The 15,794-nt window shown below is 68.5% G+C and carries 11 protein-coding genes; 6 read left to right on the top strand and 5 right to left on the bottom strand.

Going from position 1 to position 15,794, the window contains the following annotated elements; genetic code table 11:
- Positions 1-53 precede the first annotated feature (53 nt).
- Genes LuPra_RS22340 through mobA form a run of 3 tightly spaced genes read right to left on the bottom strand, consistent with a single transcriptional unit; the run spans position 54 to position 3,405 of the window.
- The gene (locus tag LuPra_RS22340; protein WP_110172803.1) at positions 54-746 is read right to left on the bottom strand and encodes a gamma-glutamyl-gamma-aminobutyrate hydrolase family protein; all 693 of its coding nucleotides are present in this window, start codon (positions 744-746) and stop codon (positions 54-56) included.
- Complete coding sequence (locus LuPra_RS22335; RefSeq protein WP_110172802.1) at positions 746-2,770, bottom strand: arginine--tRNA ligase; 2,025 nt, start codon at positions 2,768-2,770, stop codon at positions 746-748. The genes LuPra_RS22340 and LuPra_RS22335 overlap by 1 nt, the downstream gene beginning before the upstream one ends.
- A 26-nt stretch (positions 2,771-2,796) precedes the next feature.
- A complete protein-coding gene (mobA, locus tag LuPra_RS22330) occupies positions 2,797-3,405 on the bottom strand; it encodes a molybdenum cofactor guanylyltransferase (RefSeq protein ID WP_110172801.1) in 609 nt (202 codons plus the stop codon).
- Positions 3,406-3,425: 20 nt separating this feature from the next.
- On the opposite strand from mobA, the gene LuPra_RS22325 reads away from it, so the two are divergent.
- The 5 genes from LuPra_RS22325 to prfB all read left to right on the top strand — a co-directional run bounded on the left by LuPra_RS22325 (position 3,426) and on the right by prfB (position 9,316).
- Complete coding sequence (locus LuPra_RS22325) at positions 3,426-4,007, top strand: hypothetical protein (protein ID WP_110172800.1); 582 nt, start codon at positions 3,426-3,428, stop codon at positions 4,005-4,007.
- Positions 4,004-5,653, top strand: coding sequence for a tetratricopeptide repeat protein (locus LuPra_RS22320; RefSeq protein ID WP_110172799.1), 1,650 nt, complete (start codon positions 4,004-4,006; stop codon positions 5,651-5,653). Before LuPra_RS22325 ends, LuPra_RS22320 begins: the two co-directional genes overlap by 4 nt.
- 134 nt (positions 5,654-5,787) lie before the next feature.
- The gene (locus LuPra_RS22315; RefSeq protein ID WP_110172798.1) at positions 5,788-6,525 is read left to right on the top strand and encodes an SPOR domain-containing protein; all 738 of its coding nucleotides are present in this window, start codon (positions 5,788-5,790) and stop codon (positions 6,523-6,525) included.
- 14 nt (positions 6,526-6,539) lie between these two features.
- Positions 6,540-8,051, top strand: coding sequence for an apolipoprotein N-acyltransferase (gene lnt / locus LuPra_RS22310; protein ID WP_110172797.1), 1,512 nt, complete (start codon positions 6,540-6,542; stop codon positions 8,049-8,051).
- A 139-nt stretch (positions 8,052-8,190) separates the two neighbouring features.
- Positions 8,191-9,316, top strand: a protein-coding gene (gene prfB / locus LuPra_RS22305; protein WP_110174822.1) for a peptide chain release factor 2 whose coding sequence is annotated in 2 segments (ribosomal slippage) — positions 8,191-8,259 and positions 8,261-9,316 — 1,125 coding nt in all. Because the reading frame shifts where the segments join, the coding sequence is not laid out codon by codon here.
- 82 nt (positions 9,317-9,398) lie between these two features.
- Here the strand turns inward: prfB and LuPra_RS22300 are convergent.
- Positions 9,399-11,657 (bottom strand): penicillin-binding protein 1A, encoded by a 2,259-nt coding sequence (locus LuPra_RS22300; RefSeq protein WP_110172796.1) that lies wholly within the window; start codon positions 11,655-11,657, stop codon positions 9,399-9,401.
- Positions 11,658-11,846: 189 nt separating this feature from the next.
- Positions 11,847-13,535 (bottom strand): DUF6600 domain-containing protein, encoded by a 1,689-nt coding sequence (locus LuPra_RS22295; protein ID WP_110172795.1) that lies wholly within the window; start codon positions 13,533-13,535, stop codon positions 11,847-11,849.
- A 361-nt stretch (positions 13,536-13,896) separates the two neighbouring features.
- Here LuPra_RS22295 and dnaK point away from each other — a divergent pair, with 361 nt between their 5' ends.
- On the top strand, positions 13,897-15,792 hold the full coding sequence (gene dnaK, locus LuPra_RS22290; protein ID WP_110172794.1) for a molecular chaperone DnaK: 1,896 nt from the start codon (positions 13,897-13,899) through the stop codon (positions 15,790-15,792).
- The last annotated feature ends 2 nt before the right edge of the window (positions 15,793-15,794 follow it).

Raw genomic sequence — 15,794 nt, 5'->3', positions numbered from 1 at the left:
CCAAGCGGTGGCGCAATTCCTGAAATTTTGCAATTCTGCAATTCTGAAATGTCCTACATGTGTGCCATCGTTCGCTGCTGGCACGCTGCGGCGAACAGGCGGAAGAGCGGCAGGAACTCCCCGGTGCGCCAGAAGTTCTCCGGATGCCACTGCACGCCGACGCAGAACGGCAAGGCGGTGGCCTCGATCGCCTCGACGATGCCGTCCGGGGCGTGGGCGGCCGCCGCGAGTCCGCGTCCCAGGACCTTGGCGGCCTGGTGATGACGGCTGTTGACCTGCGTGGACATGCCTGACGACAGCGCGCGCGCCAGGTGCGTGCCTTCGATCACTTCGAGGCCGTGCGCCACGGTGGTGAACGTGTCGTCGAGCGCGTGCGGCAGTGCCACCGGCACCTGCGACGGCAGGTCCTGGATCAGCGAGCCCCCGGCCGCGACGTTGAGCACTTGCATGCCACGGCAAATCGCGAGCAGTGGCACGCCGTCACGCAGGCAGCGCCGGGCCATCGCGAGTTCGAACGCGTCGCGCGTGTCCTCGGCGAGGCTGCACGACGGGTGCATGGTCTCGCCGTAAAGGGCCGGATCGACATCCGGGCCACCTGCGAGCACGACGCCGTCGGCGCCGAGCAGGGCGCTCTCGATGTCGCCGCCCGCACTGACGGCGTGCACCGACACGCCGACGGCTTCGAGCGACTTCAGATAGTCCGCGTCGCGGCTGCAGCGGACATAGGTGATGCGTGGACGCCGCATCACATCCGCCCCGGCACGACCGCGCCCATCAGGTCGAGTGCGCGTGTCATCTGCTGCTTGAAGTAACTGGCGGCGGCAGCGCGCCACAGGCGCACGTCCTGGCGCTCCTCGGACAGGATCGGGCAGCGATGATAGAAGCCGCTGAATGCCTGGGCAAGTCCGAAGGCGTACTTGGCGAGCACCGACGGCTCGAGGGTGCGCACCGCCGCCTCGGCGGTCTCGTCCAGACGGCCGCACGCGAGCACCAGGTCCCACAGTGCGTCGGCGTCCTCGCCGCTTGCGAGCGCATCGGTCGGCAGCGTGGCGATCGTCTGCGCCACCGCAGCCTCGTCGACCTGCTCCCGATCCCGTAGCTTGGTCAGGATGTTGCCGGCACGCACGGCGGCGTACTGCAGGTACGGACCGCTCTCGCCCTCGAAGCTCAGGGCCTCGTCGATGTCGAAGGCGATGATCTTGGTCCGCGAGAACTTGACCATGAAGTACCGGACGGCGGCGACGGCGATCTCTTCGGCGGTGCCAAGCGCTTCTGCGTCGCTGAAATCGGGATTGCGCTTGCGCACTTCCAGTTGCGCCTTGTCGACGAGGCGGTCCAGCAGGTCGTCGGCTTTCACGCCGAGACCCTTGCGGCCCGAGACCTCGACGAACGGCCTGCCGTCGCCGTCGCCGCGGTAGCCGAGTTCACGCGCCGTCTTGTGCGACAGGGCCACCATCTCGTACGAGAAGTGGATCGACTGCTCGGCCTGCGCGCGATGCCCCATCGTCGCGAGCGCCTGCTTCAGCAACTTCTGCAGGTAGGACTGGCGCGTGTCGATGACGTTGATCACCGTGCCGGCGCCGCCGAAGGCGGGGTGCGCGGCCGCGCCGCCGGTCGACGTCGTCGCCCAGAGCGTGTCACCGTCGATGCGCGTCGCGAACGGGCGATACAGGAAGTCCTTGCCGAGCAGGCCGAACTTCCAGAACTGGTTCGCGATGTCCTTGCCCACGTAGGTGACGGTGCCGTCCGAGCGGACGATCACCTTCTCGCGCTGGTTCGGGCCGCCCTCGGCTTCGGCCTCATCATCGCCTTCGCCAGCGTCCACCGGGTCGGCCTGTTCGACCGTGGCATCGACGTCCTCGTCGATCTCCATCACCCAGCAGCCTTTCAGCTTGCCATCCGGCTGCAGGTAGACCGTGCCGTTGCGCTTGAGGATGTCGAAGGCCGTCGCCCAGAACTGCAGCCGCAGGATGTCGCCTTCCCATGAGAGCAGGTCGTAGTCGATGTGGAGCCGCGCCATGGTCCGCAGGTGACAGCCGACGATGGCCTCGGCGATGATCGCGCCCATGTCGGCTGTGGCGTTTCCGCCCTGCTCGACGGCATGCAGTGTCGCCTTGCGAATGGCGAGCCGCTCCGTGTCCGCGGCGTACCACTCGGTGACGCGTGCGTAGAGATCCCAGCAGTAGTAGTCGAACTTCTCGCCGGTGGCGAGAGCGCGCACGTCCTCGAGGCCCTTGCCCTCGAGGCGCTCGAAGCCGACGACCACGTCGGCAACCTGGACGCCGGTGTCGTCGATGTAGTTCTGGATCTCGACCGGCGTGCCGAGGAAACGCAACAGGCGCCCGACGGTATCGCCGAGGATCGAGTTGCGCAGGTGGCCGATGTGCGCGGCCTTGTTCGGGTTGATCGCGGTGTGCTCGACGATCGTCTTGACGCGCTCGGTGGTGGCCATTGCCGAGCCCTGGCCGAGGTGGCTGCGCAGGAAGGCGGCGCGGTCGAGGAACACGTTGATGTAGCCGCCGCCCACCGCCTCGATGCGGGCCACGCCGGCGATCGGCGGCAGCGCGGCGACGATGTCCTGCGCGATGGCGCGCGGTGCCCTGCGGAGGGTGCGCGCCAGTTCGAAAGCGCAGGGGAGTGCCAGATCGCCGAGGGCCCGCGTCGGCGGGGTCTCGATGACGAGCGTCGCGGGCACCACTGCGTGCCCGTAAAGTGTTGTCAGCGTGTCCTGTAGCGCCGCTCGCACGGCCTGCTGCAGAGGCAGGATCATCGGTTTGACTCGGTCAGATCAAAGGGTTAGCATGCCGGGCAGTCGTGCTCCGTCATTTCGAGCGCCCGTGCATATGTAAGCGGATCGTTCACGTTCCAGAGGGCGCCACGCGCGGTCGTCGCATCGGCGAGGACCCTCCTGCAGGGCGCCAGGTTCTCGAGGTCGCGCATGCGTCGCGCGCCGCGGGACCACATCTCGTGCACGGCGGGGGCGCAATCGCGTCGCACCGACAGGCACAGGGCCAGCCGACCATCGGGATGCTGCACCACCGCCGCGGCGGCATCCGCGCCCGCGCGCTGCACGTCACGCAGCAGGGAGCCGGAGATGAAGGGCAGGTCGGCCGCGAGGATCAACGCGTGCGACGAGTCGATGGCATCCAGTGCCGTCAGCAAGCCACCGAGCGGACCCGCGCCCGGATACCGGTCCGGCACCACGGTCGCGCCCGTGACCGGCGCGCCGCCGATGACCAGGCATGTGGAGGTCATCGGCGCCAGCGTGTCGACCGCGCGCTGCAGCAGCGTGCGTCCCCCCAGGGGCAGTCGGGTCTTGTCGACCCCCCCGAACCGCTGGCTGCGTCCGCCGGCCAGCACGACGCCCGTCCAGCTCACGGCCGGGCCGTCCGGACGCCTACTCACCGCGAAAACGTTACCAGAAAATGAGTGAGGCGAGAATCGACCGGCTGCTGGCGGCGGCCCTGCACCAGGCCATTGCCGACCTGTTGCCCGACCGGCTCGACTTCTACGAGAGCTACCTGCGCCCGCGCGGCTGGCGCGAGGATGCGGTTAATCTCGCCCCGATCACTGCCGTTCTGAGTTTCCTGCGCCATGAGGACGGCGAGCCCTACGCTGCCGTAATGACCCGGGCAGCCGCCTACGCGGCCAGCTGGTGGCTGGCGCGACAGCCGTGGGTCGTCCGGGCCGGCGGCCCCAGGCTGCCTGCCTGGCTGCGCCTGCGCCACGTGGGGACGCTGGCGAAGCGTCATTTCGAGGCGTCCTATCGCGGCACCAAGGTCAAGGTACGCGTCCATGGACGCCGGCTCGAACTCGAAATCCGCGGGTCGATCTTCTGCAACAGCCGCGAACAGGCGCACGAAGCGCATTGCGGCTACTACCTCGCGTTCGTCGAGGCGCTGGTCGCACACGACCGCGACGCCCATCACGCCGAAATCGTCGCCTGTCGCGCGCTTGGCGGTGCGCATTGCCTGGTCCGGCTCGACATCCCGGAGCCCGCCAGATGACGTGGCTCGGACGCATCGCCTGCGTCCTGTTGTCCGCCATGAGCGCCATGTGCCTGCCGGTACCCGCCACAGCGCAGGGTGCCGCCACGCTGACGCCTTCGGTGCTGGTGATGCCACTTCGCCCGCTCGGCGACGATCCCCGCGCCCTCTGGCTCGGTGAAGGTGTGGCGTTGCTCGTGGCCGATGGCCTCACATCGCTGGGACGCCCGGCGGTGCCGCGCATCGACCGCGTCGCGGCCTTCGATGCGCTCGAATTGCCCGCCGATCGCGAGTTGTCGCGTGCCACGCTGCTGCGCGCCGCCATCGTGATGGGCGTACGCGACCTCGTCACCGGGACCGTGAGCCTGGCTGGTGAAACCCTGACCGTGTCGGTCCGTGTCGTCCAGGTCGAGGCGGGGCGCGGTAATCCCGAGATCCGCGAGCAGGGCCCGCTCGGCGACGTCGTCGCCATCGCAGGTCGGATCGCGGCCACCATCGCGGGGGCGCCGCCGGGGACGCCGGTCGTCGGCTATGACCCGCCACCCTCGCTCGAGGTGTTCGAGGCGTTCGTCAAGGGACTCGTCGCGGAGACACCCGCCACCCAGCTGCGCTTCCTCGAGCAGGCGGTCAAGGACGCACCAGGATATGCGCGTGCGCACCTCGCCATCTGGGAGGTGTGCACGGACGAGGAGCAGCATGCGCGCGCCCTCGCAGCGGCGCAGGCCGTTCCCGCGTCGTCGCGTTTCAGCCGCCGTGCGCGCTTTGCCGCCGGCCTGTCGCTGACCAACCTGAAACGATGGGAGGAAGCGTTCACCGCGTACAAGAGCCTGCTCGACGAGTCGGCCACCGCCGCGGTGTACAACAACCTCGGCGTGATCCAGGCGAGGCGAGGCAGCATCACCGCCCAGACCGGCAAGCCCGCGTGGTACTTCTCGCGTGCCTCGGAGGCGGCCTCCGACTCGCCCGATTACTTCTTCAACCTCGGTTACGCCTACTGGCTCGACAAGGACACGCCGGCCGCCATCTACTGGCTGCGCGAGGTCGTACGTCGACGTCCGGCCGATGGCGAGGCGCACTACGTGCTGGCCGCGGCCTTGCTGGCGACCAACAACACGGCCGAGGCGACGCGGGAGCGTGATCTCGCCCGCCAGTTGTCGTCCCGGTTCGACGAGTGGGACCAGCGGCCGAGCGAAGACGCCGTCGGCGGTGTCCCGCGAGGCCTCGAACGGGCAAGCGAGACCGAGGCCACGCCGGTGCGGGCCGACTCGGGGCTCGTGTCCACGACCCAACAGGACCACCAGCAACTGGCACGTTTCCACTTCGACCGCGGCCTGCGGCTCGAGGAACAGCTGCAGGACCGCGAGGCGATCTCCGAGTTCCGCAAGTCGCTCTACCTGGCGCCGTACGATGCCCAGACCCACCTCGCCCTTGGTCGCGTGCTGGTACGTTCCGGGCGGCTGCGCGACGCCATCGAGTCGCTGAAGATCTCGCTCTGGAGCGCCGAAAGCCTGGACGCGCGACTGCTCCTTGCCGAGGCCCTCCTCGGCACCGGCGAGACCGCGGAAGCGCAGGTGCATGCCGACCGCGCCCTGCAACTCGCGCCCGAGTCCGCGGTGGCCCGAGCACTGGTCGAACGGGTTCGCGCCACTCCGGCGCGGACACCCTAGTGGTACACTCCAGCCCTGTCCAGATTGCGGAAGCCGGGGCAAACTGCGCCCGCGACCTGGCCGTCCCTTGATCTCGTCACCAGACGACGTGACCCCGGCCTCCCAGCCCACGGGTCCCCGTCCTGGGTGCACGTATGGCTCACGAACTCCACGACGACGGCTTTCACGAGATCCAGCTGAGCGGCAAGCAGCTGGTGTTCCTGTTCATGGCGACGACCGTGGTGTCGATCGTCATCTTCCTGTGCGGCGTGCTCGTCGGCCGTGGCGTGCAGAACGCTCGCGGCTTGTTCACGTCGTCTGGCGGCGCCGAAACCGGAGACGCGAAGCCCGGCGACGACGATGCGGCGACGGCGCCGGCGACGGGCGAGCCGACACCGGTTGGCGGCCTGAGCTATCCGGCCAGCCTGCCGGCGCGCCAGGGCGATCCCGCCAGGGTCGAGCCCGGCGCAGCGGCGGGGATGACCTCGACGCCCGAGGTCCCTGCCGCGGTCAAGGCGCCGGAATCGGCGACTCCGGCTCCCGCGGGGGCGCCGAAGGCGACAGCGAAAGCGTCGCCGGCCGAGGCATCGAAGGATGCACCCAAGGCGGCCACACCGGCAGCCGTCCCGCCGCCTTCCTCGACGGCACCAGCCCCCGCCGAAGACGGCGGGTTCACGGTCCAGGTCACTGCCCTCAAGAACAGGCCTGAGGCCGATGCGATTGCGCAGCGGCTCCAGGGCCGCGGGTACAAGGCGTACGTCGTCGCCCCGAGCGCCGGCGGCCAGGTGATCTACAAGGTGCGCGTCGGCGTGAACATGCAGCGGCAGGAAGCCGACAAGGTGATGCGCCGCCTGCAGAACGAAGAAAAGTTCAAGCCCTGGATTACGCGCTAGCCGTCCTGTCGGGTGTGCTGTTCGCGCTGAGCATGCCCAGGCCGGCGCTGGCCCCTCTCGGGTGGGTGGCGCTCGCGCCCCTGTGCGTGGCCGTGGCGCGATGTGCCAACCGTCCGGCCCCTCGAGGGCCGCGGCCGTTCCTGCTCGGCCTGGTCACTGGTCTCGCTGCGTTTGCCGGAACAGTGGCGTGGACCTCCGATGTCCTGGCCATCTTCGGTGGCCTGAACGCGGCGCTGGCGTGGGGCCTCGCTGGCCTGCTGATCGCCTACCTGGCCGTCTATCCCGCGCTGTTCAGCATGGCCCTGACGACGGCAGTCGTGCGGGCTGGTGTACCGGCGCTCGCCATCGCGCCGATGCTCTGGGTGGGCACCGAGTGGCTGCGCGGCACGCTCTTCACGGGTTTTCCGTGGGTGCTGCTCGGATACAGCCAGTCCGACACCGAGGCGCCGCTGCAGGTCGCAAGCCTCGCGGGCATCTATGGCCTTTCCGGCCTCGTCGCCTGCCCCTCGGCCGCGATCGCCTTGTTGATGACACCCGACCCACGCCGTTCTCGCACCAGGCTGTGGGCGGCGACGCTCTTGATGGCGCTGCCGATCGCGGTCAGCGCGTGGGGCGCGTGGCGCGTGGCGCGCGAGGCGCTGCTGCAGGGCCCCGCCGTTCGCGTCGCGCTCGTCCAGGGCAACGTCCCGCAGGGACAGAAGTGGGACCCCGCGTACCGCGACGAGATCCTGGCGAGATACCTCGCGCTGACGCGCGACGCTGCCAGACAAGGCGTCGATCTCGTCATCTGGCCGGAGTCGTCGACGCCGTTCGTCTTCGGCCGCGACGGCATCCAGACCGAGGTCATGCGGGCCGCGATGCAGCAGGCCCGCGTCTCCGTCGTCTTCGGCAGCGACGAGGTCGTGGGACCGAAGGAGTTCTACAACGCCGCGTTCGTGATGGACGGCACCGGCGAGATTCGCGGCTCCTACCGCAAGATGCAGCTGGTCCCGTTCGGGGAGTACATCCCCGTGCGTTGGCTCCTGTTCTTTGCCCAGCCGCTGGTCGAGGGCTTTTCCGACTTCAGTGCCGGCCAGCAACTGACGCTGCTGCCGGTCGGGGTGCACAGGCTCTCGGTGGCGGTCTGCTACGAGGCGGTCTTTCCCTGGCTGTCGCGCAGGGCGGTGCGGCAGGGGAGTCAGTTGCTCGCCACGATCACCAACGACGCGTGGTATGGCACCTCCGCGGCGCCGTACCAGCATTTCCAGCAGGCACGGGTTCGTGCCGTCGAGACGGGGCGGTATCTCGTGCGCGCGGCCAACACCGGCATCAGTGCCGTCGTCGATCCCTACGGCCGCGTGCAGGTGCAGTCGCCGCTGTTCGAGACGGGCACATGGACCGGCGATGTGCGTTGGCTGGACGGATCCACGTGGTACGTCCGGACCGGCGACGCGGGCGCGTGGGCCTGTATGCTCGTCACGGGGATGTTGATCCTGCTGCCCCTCTGGGAGAGGGTCGGCCGGCGGGGCAGCACGGTCAACCATTGATGCCGGAATGCTGGAATGTCGAGAGCGTTGCCTGCCTTCGACATTTCAGCATTTCGGCATTTCGGCATTTCGGTATTTCGTTCGAAGACGGTGAGGTCGCGGTGCAGCCGCGCTGTCCGGAGGAGTGAATGTGGCGTTCGTGAAGGAAGAGGCCTACAAGCGATTCGAGGACCTGCAGCGTCGCGCTGTCGAACTCGGGAGGTATCTTTGACGCCGCTCGGCCCGAGCAGGAACTCGCGCGCCTCGAGGCGCAGGCCAGCGCGCCAGACTTCTGGAACAACCAGGCCGCGGCGCAGCAGGTGCTGCAGCGGCGGCGACGCCTCGACGAAGACGTCACGCTGCTGAAGTCGCTCCGCCAGCGCACCGACGATCTGGTCGTCCTGCGCGAATGGCTCGACGCCGGCGAGGACGTCGGCGGCGATCTCGTGCGCGGCCTCGATGACCTGCAGGGGCAGGTCGAGGCCGGCGAGATCAAGAAGATGCTCGGCGGCGAGCACGACGCCAAGAACGCGATCATCACGGTGCATCCGGGGGCCGGCGGCACGGAGTCGCAGGACTGGGCCGAGATGATCCTGCGCATGTACCTGCGCTGGGCCGAGCGCCGCGGCTTCAAGCGGGAACTGCTCGAGGCGCAGCCCGGCGACGAGGCCGGCATCAAGAGCGCGACCCTCACGATCTCGGGCGAGTACGCCTACGGCCTGCTCGCGGCCGAGGCCGGTGTCCACCGGCTGGTGCGCATCTCGCCGTTCGACCAGGCCGCGCGCCGGCACACGTCGTTCGCCTCCCTCTACGTCTGGCCGGAGTTGCCCGACGACGTCGACATCAGCATCGACGAGAAGGAGCTGCGCATCGACACGTACCGGTCGAGCGGCGCCGGCGGACAGCACGTCAACGTCACCGATTCGGCCGTCCGCATCACCCACCTGCCGACCGGCATCGTCGTGTCGTGCCAGAACGAGCGCTCGCAGCACAAGAACAAGGACGTGGCAATGAAGGTGCTGCGCTCACGCCTGTTCGACATGAAGCTCAAGGAGCAGCAGGCGGAGCTCGATCGACTCGGCGGTGAGAAGAAGGACATCGCCTTTGGCAGCCAGATCCGGAGCTACGTGCTGCATCCGTACCAGATGGCGAAGGACCACCGCACGAAGTATCAGGAAGGCGATGTCATGCGCGTGCTCGACGGCGACATCGACGCGTTCATCAAGACTTACCTGATGGCCAAGTCGTCAGGCACGCTCGGCGTCGCCTCGCTCGACGACGAGTAGGTAGGGACCGCTCTCCGAGCGGTCCATCTCCTGGGCGATGGACGCCACTACCTGAGGTGATGGACGGCTCGGAGAGCCGTCCCTACCTGATCTCAGCTCCCGGCTCGGTCCCCGCAATGAAGGCCTCCTGCTGGCCGGCCTCATTGGTGGCGAAGATGATGTTGCCGGGGGCAGGGAAGTCGGGCGGGGCCTTGCCCGCCTTGCGCTGTCGATCCACCCAGTGCTGCATGACGTCGATCCAGATGGGCAGGGCAGCGACCGCGCCGCTCTGGCCCTGGCCGATCGGCCGCTTGGTGTCGAACCCGACCCACACCCCGATCGTGATGTCGGGGTCGAAGCCGACAAACCACGCGTCGGTGAAGTCGTCGGTCGTGCCGGTCTTGCCGCCGAGCGGCCAGTCGAGCACGGCGGCACGCGTGGCAGTGCCGTGCTGCACGACGCCGCGCAGCAGCGTGGTCATGACGAAGGCCGTGTCGGCGCGGATGGCTTCGCTCGGTGCTGGCCGGTTCTCCTCGAGGGCATTGCCCTCACGATCGGTGACCCGGACGATCTGATACGGCGTCATGCGTACACCCTGGTTCGGGAACAGGGAGAACGCGTTGGTGATCTCGAGCAACGTCGCCTCGCCGGCCCCGAGCGCACTCGACAGGTAGGGCGGGATCGTCGACGTGATCCCGAGCTTCTTCGCGTACTGGACCACCTGCTTCGGGCCGAGCGCGTTCATCAGACGCACGGTCGGCACGTTGCGCGACTGCTCGAGCGCGCGACGCAGCGAGATCGGCCCCTCGAACTGGCGGTCGTAGTTGAGGGGCGCGTACGGCGGTGATCCGGCGCCGCCCGGGAACGACACGGGCGAGTCGAGCAGCGTGCTCGCCGGCGTGTAGCCGCGATCGATCGCGGCGGTGTACACCACCAGCTTGAACGTCGACCCGAGCTGGCGTGAGGCCTGGATGGCGCGATTGAACTTGCTGCGGTCGAAGTCGAAGCCGCCCACCATCGCCAGGATCCGGCCGGTGGGGTTGTCGAGGGCGACGACGCCGCCCTGCAGTTCGGGGTCCTGGGCGAGCCCGCCGGTGGCGGTGTGACCGTCGAGTTCACCGATCAGCACCTGCACGAGATCGCCGCGTGAGACGAGCGCGCCGGCGTTGGCCTTGCCGGTCCATTCGTAGCCCGCCTTGAGGATCCGGACGTCCAGGCGTCCCGCGCGCGCCTGGATCTCGCCGGGCGTGGTGCCTGTGACCACCGCGGGGATCACGTCGCCCACAACCATCGGCGCCTGCCAGCGGGGATGGCGATACGCATCGAGGTCGGCGCCGGCCGTCAACAGGTTGGACGGCTTCCGGAACCCGCGCCGCTGATCGAGCCGCCGCAGGCCCGCCTGCAGCGCACGCGTGGCTGCCTGCTGCAGCGGCAGGTCGAGGCTGGTCTGCACCGACAGCCCGTTCTCGTAGAGTTGCTTGGCGCCGAACCGCTGTTCGAGCTGCTGCCGGACCTCTTCGACGAAATACTGCGCCTGTGCATAGGCCTGCCTCGGCAGTCCGGCGGTCTTGATCGGCTTGCCCTTGGCCTCGGCGGCCTGCTGCGCCGTGATGAAGCCCTCTTCCGCCATCCGCTGCAACGCGTAGTTGCGCCGACGCGCCGCAGCGTCCGGGTTGATGTACGGGCTCTGGCGCACGTTGCCCTGAATGATGCCGGCGATGAGCGCCGCCTCCTCGAGCGCCAGGTCGCGGGCGGCCTTGCCGAAGTACAGCCGCGACGCCGCTTCGACGCCGTAGGCGCCGTGTCCGAAGTACGTGGTGTTGCAGTACAGCGTCAGGATCTCGCGCTTGGTGAAGCGCTTCTCCAACTGGACGGAGATGATCGCTTCCTTGACCTTGCGTTCCCACCCGGCGACGCCCGTGCGGGCGTAGACGCCGCCCTTCATGTAGTCGGCCTGCAGGAAGAGCATCCGCGCCAGCTGTTGGGTGATGGTGCTGGCGCCGGCGCGCTGCTTGTGCACCACGTCCTTGAAGGCAGTGATGACGATGCGCGGCACGCTGAGGCCGACGTGCTCCTCGAAGTCCTTGTCCTCGGCCGCGACGATCGCCTGGCGGAGCAGGGGCGAGATGCCGTCGTAGGTCACGACCAGCCGCCGCTCCTTGGCGAACTCGCCGATGACGTCGCCGTTGTTGGCGTAAATGCGGGTGATGGTGCTCGGCGCGTAATCGTCGAGCGCCGAGATCTGCGGCAGGTCCCCCGCAAACGCAAACAGCACGCCGCTCACCGCGCCGAGCACGATCGTCAGCATGAACAGCAGGAAGACGGTCGCCTGGCGCGCAACCCGAACGACGTAGGTGGGCATTGGGGCGATCGTAACGCTTAACGACTAACGCCTAACGCTTCCCGCCTGCTGGTCAACGCCCAACGCCACCCAACGTTTCGGCGCCTCATGCGGGAAGCATGGCGGGCAGAGAGGTCCGGCAGCGCCTTCATGGCTTTGCCGTCATCTTTCAAGCGTTGAGCGTTAAGCGTTAAGCGTGAGCCGTGCCCGCTAGGGACGAGGTACGGCTCTACGGCCTGTGCCTGTGCCCGTGCTTCGACCGGCGGATGTGGCGGGCGGGGTGCTATCGGCGGCTGGAGGCGCGGGCGGCGGTGCGGCCGCCGGTGGCGGCGGCGCAGTCTCACGTGCAGCCTTGGGCGGCGATGGCGTCGGTGTCTCGCGCGGCGGCGTGCGTTGGCGAGGCGCGGCTTGCGCGGGCGGCGCAGGATCGGTCGTCTGCGCCGGCGGCCGGGCCGGGGTGGCGGTGTCCTGCGCGGCAGGGCGCTGGCGGCCACGCGGCGCGACGGCGCGCTCCGCTCGTTCGTACGGATCCTCGGGCGGCGGCGTCGGGCCGCCGTACCCCGGTGACCCCGGGCCTACCCGGGTCGGGCCGACGCCGCCTCGGATGTTCGTGTCGCCACCACTGCGCGACCGCACGCCGCCGTAATAGCCGCCCGGGCCGTAGACGGCCGTTCCGCCTTGCTCGCCGTAGGACCGGCCAGGACCACCGGCCGGATGGCCGTAGCGGGCAGGTGGACCGACGCGCTGCGAGACGAACGCCGACAGGTTGTCGAGGGTGCGCGGGTCGACGGCGTACGCGCTCATGTGCCCTCGCTGCCCAAAGCGATCCGAGGGCACGACCGTCCACGCGCGCGACGCGTCGAGCGTGCCGCCGGGGTAGACACCGCGTGGCTGCGACAACGTGTCCCAGGAACGCACCGGTCGGTCCTGATTGCCGAGCGGCGACCAGCCAATGTAGCCGGGCCCAACGCTCCAGCTGACCCACGCCGGGGCCCACTGCCGCCCCGGCATCCAGTACCAGCGGCCGCCGTTGTTCATGCCCCACCGGCCGTAGTGATGCGTCGGCCAGCCGAACGGATCGCGGCCAACCCAAAGCCACTGGTTCTCCGAGCCGTAGGCGTGCCAGTAGCCAGCCGTATACGGCCGCCAGTTGGCCGCGACAGTCGGGTACCACACGGCGCCGTATTGCGGGTCGGTCTCCCACCCGCCGTATCGGTTGAAGACGTCCGAATAGGCTTCGAACCGCGGATCCTCGAAGGTGTCGAGTGGAGCGCCGGCCGCTGGCGCCGCCACCGGCGCGGTGGCCCACGCAATGAAGCTGTCGTAGCCTGCGGCATTGAACCGACGCGGGGCTTCAGGCGTGATGCCGTCGCGCAGGGCCACCTGGTAGCCCGCGCCGACGATCTGGTTGCCCATGCCGGTCTGCACGTCGGCATGGCCGCGTGTGACCGCGAGCGACGTCACGTCGCCGTCGAGGCTGACACGGTATTCGCCATCGGGAGCCAGGATGAGGGAGGCCGCCGGTGTGTCGAGGCGCAGGGGCGCGGTCGCGCCGGCCGGCCGGCTGACCAGCGTACGTCCGGCCGTGAGCGCCAGCAGGTCCTCGGCCAGGGCGTCGAGACGTGCGCCCCGATCGAGCGCGATGCGGGAGCCATCGCCCCAGAGCACCTGCCCATAGGCGTCCCCGAGGTCGAGGCGATCGCCGAAGAACACGGGGTCGCCCTGCTCGACCGGCGTCGCGGCGCCGTCGCGGATCGCCTGCGCGCCGCTGCCCTCCAGCCGGATGAGATGGGGCGGCGTGTCGGCCGGCGGGGCCTCGGCCGGTTGGGCGGTTGCGTTCGCGGGAAGCACGAGGGCAACGGCCAGGGCCAGCGGAGCAACGAAGACCAGCGCGTTCATGTGTTCCTTTCACAGCCAGTGCCGTGGCATCGGCCGGCCGGCCGGCGGTCTTTCTCTAGGACTCGCCCCTTACAGCAACGGACGGGCCAGGGGGGACAGAACGCGTAACGACTAACGCTTAACGCTTAACGAGTCCTCACGCGCACCGCCGGCGACGCGGCCGCCCGTCCACGTAATCGAACACACATTCCGAATCCCGAATTCTAATCCCGACGCTCTGGTTCCCCGGTTCCCGGTTCCCGTGTACCCGTACCTGTGTTGACATAAACGAGCTCAGATTTTATGATGCCATGGTTATGAAGGGCTAACCGAGGGACGTACCCGAGGAGTGGCCCATTGCTTACGCAGAGGGGCTGACGTCATGAGCAAAGTCATTGGTATCGACCTCGGGACGACCAACTCGGTCGTCGCAGTCATGGAAGGTGGAGAACCCACCGTCATCACGAATCCTGAAGGCAGCCGGCTGACACCGTCGGTTGTGGCCTTCACCAAGTCCGGCGAGCGTCTCGTCGGCCAGGTCGCCAAGCGCCAGGCCGCCACCAATGCCGAGAACACGGTCTATTCGATCAAGCGCTTCATGGGGCGTCGCTTCGAGGAAGTCAGCGACGAGATGAAGCTGGTGCCGTACCACGCCGTCAAGGAAGGCGCCGACGTGCGCATCGAGGCGGGCGGGCAGAAGTGGGCGCCGCCGCAAATCAGCGCCATGGTGTTGCAGAAGCTGAAGCAGGCGGCCGAGGAGTACCTGGGCCAATCGGTGACGCAGGCCGTGATCACGGTGCCGGCGTACTTCAATGACGCGCAGCGCCAGGCCACCATCGAAGCCGGTCGCATCGCCGGTCTCGAGGTCAAGCGCATCGTCAACGAGCCGACTGCCGCGGCGTTGGCCTACGGCCTGGACAAGAAGGGCGACCAGACGATCGCCGTGTTCGACTTCGGCGGCGGCACCTTCGACATCTCGATCCTCGAAGTGGGCGAGGGCGTGGTCGAGGTCAAGTCGACCAACGGCGACACGCACCTCGGTGGTGACAACCTCGATCAACGCGTCATCGAGTGGATCATCGCGGAGTTCAAGAAGCAGGAAGGCATCGACCTGAGCAAGGACCGCATGGCGTTGCAGCGCCTGCGCGAGGCGGCGGAGAAGGCCAAGATCGAGCTCTCGAGCACGATGCAGACCGACATCAGCCTGCCGTTCATCACCGCTGATGCATCGGGCGCCAAGCACCTGTCGCTGCAGCTGTCGCGCGCCAAGTTCGAATCGCTCGTCGAAGACCTGCTCCAGCGGGCGCTCGGGCCGACGCGGCAGGCGCTCACGGATGCGGGCCTGCAGCCGTCGCAGATCCACGAGGTGGTGCTCGTCGGCGGTTCGACCCGCGTGCCGCGCGTGCAGCAGCTGGTGAAGGACCTGTTCGGCAAGGAGCCGAACAAGAGCGTCAACCCGGACGAGGTCGTGGCCATCGGCGCCGCCGTGCAGGCCGGTGTGCTGACGGGCGAAGTCAAGGATCTCCTGCTCCTCGACGTGACGCCGCTGTCGCTCGGCATCGAGACGCTCGGTGGCATCATGACCCGCCTCATCGATCGGAACACCACGATTCCGACGCGCAAGAGCGAGGTCTTTTCGACCGCGTCCGATAGCCAGCCGAGCGTCGAAGTGCACGTCCTCCAGGGCGAGCGGCAGATGGCGCGCGACAACAAGAGCCTCGGCAAGTTCCATCTCGATGGGATTCCGCCGGCGCCACGCGGTGTGCCGCAGATCGAGGTGACGTTCGACATCGACGCCAACGGCGTCGTGAACGTGTCGGCCAAGGATCGCGCGACCAGCAAGGAGCAGAAGATCACGATCACCGGCTCCAGCGGCCTCAGCAAGGACGAGGTCGACAAGATGATGAAGGATGCCGAACTGCACGCCGAGGAGGATCGGCAGCGTCGCGAGCAGATCGAGACGCGCAACAAGGCCGAGCAGGCGGCCTACCAGGCCGAGCGCATGCTGACCGACGCCGGTGACAAGCTCACCGATGCCGACAAGCAGCCGGTGACCGATGCCGTCGCCGCGGTGCGCAAGGCCCTCGAGGGCGAGGACGCAGCGGCCATTACCGCTGCCGTGGATCAACTCGTCACCGCGCAGGCCAAGGCCGCGGAGGCCCTCTACCGCCAGACGGAGGCGTCGGGCGGCACCGACGGCGCGGCTGGCGGTCCGGGCGGATCCGGGGCGCCTGTCGACGGCGAGGTGATCGACGCCGAGGTTGTCGACGAGAAGTAAGC

Origin of the sequence: Luteitalea pratensis (genome assembly GCF_001618865.1) — a bacterium.
GTDB lineage: Bacteria > Acidobacteriota > Vicinamibacteria > Vicinamibacterales > Vicinamibacteraceae > Luteitalea > Luteitalea pratensis.
Note: the sequence above shows the minus strand (reverse complement) of the source record. Positions and strands in the feature narration are given on the sequence as shown.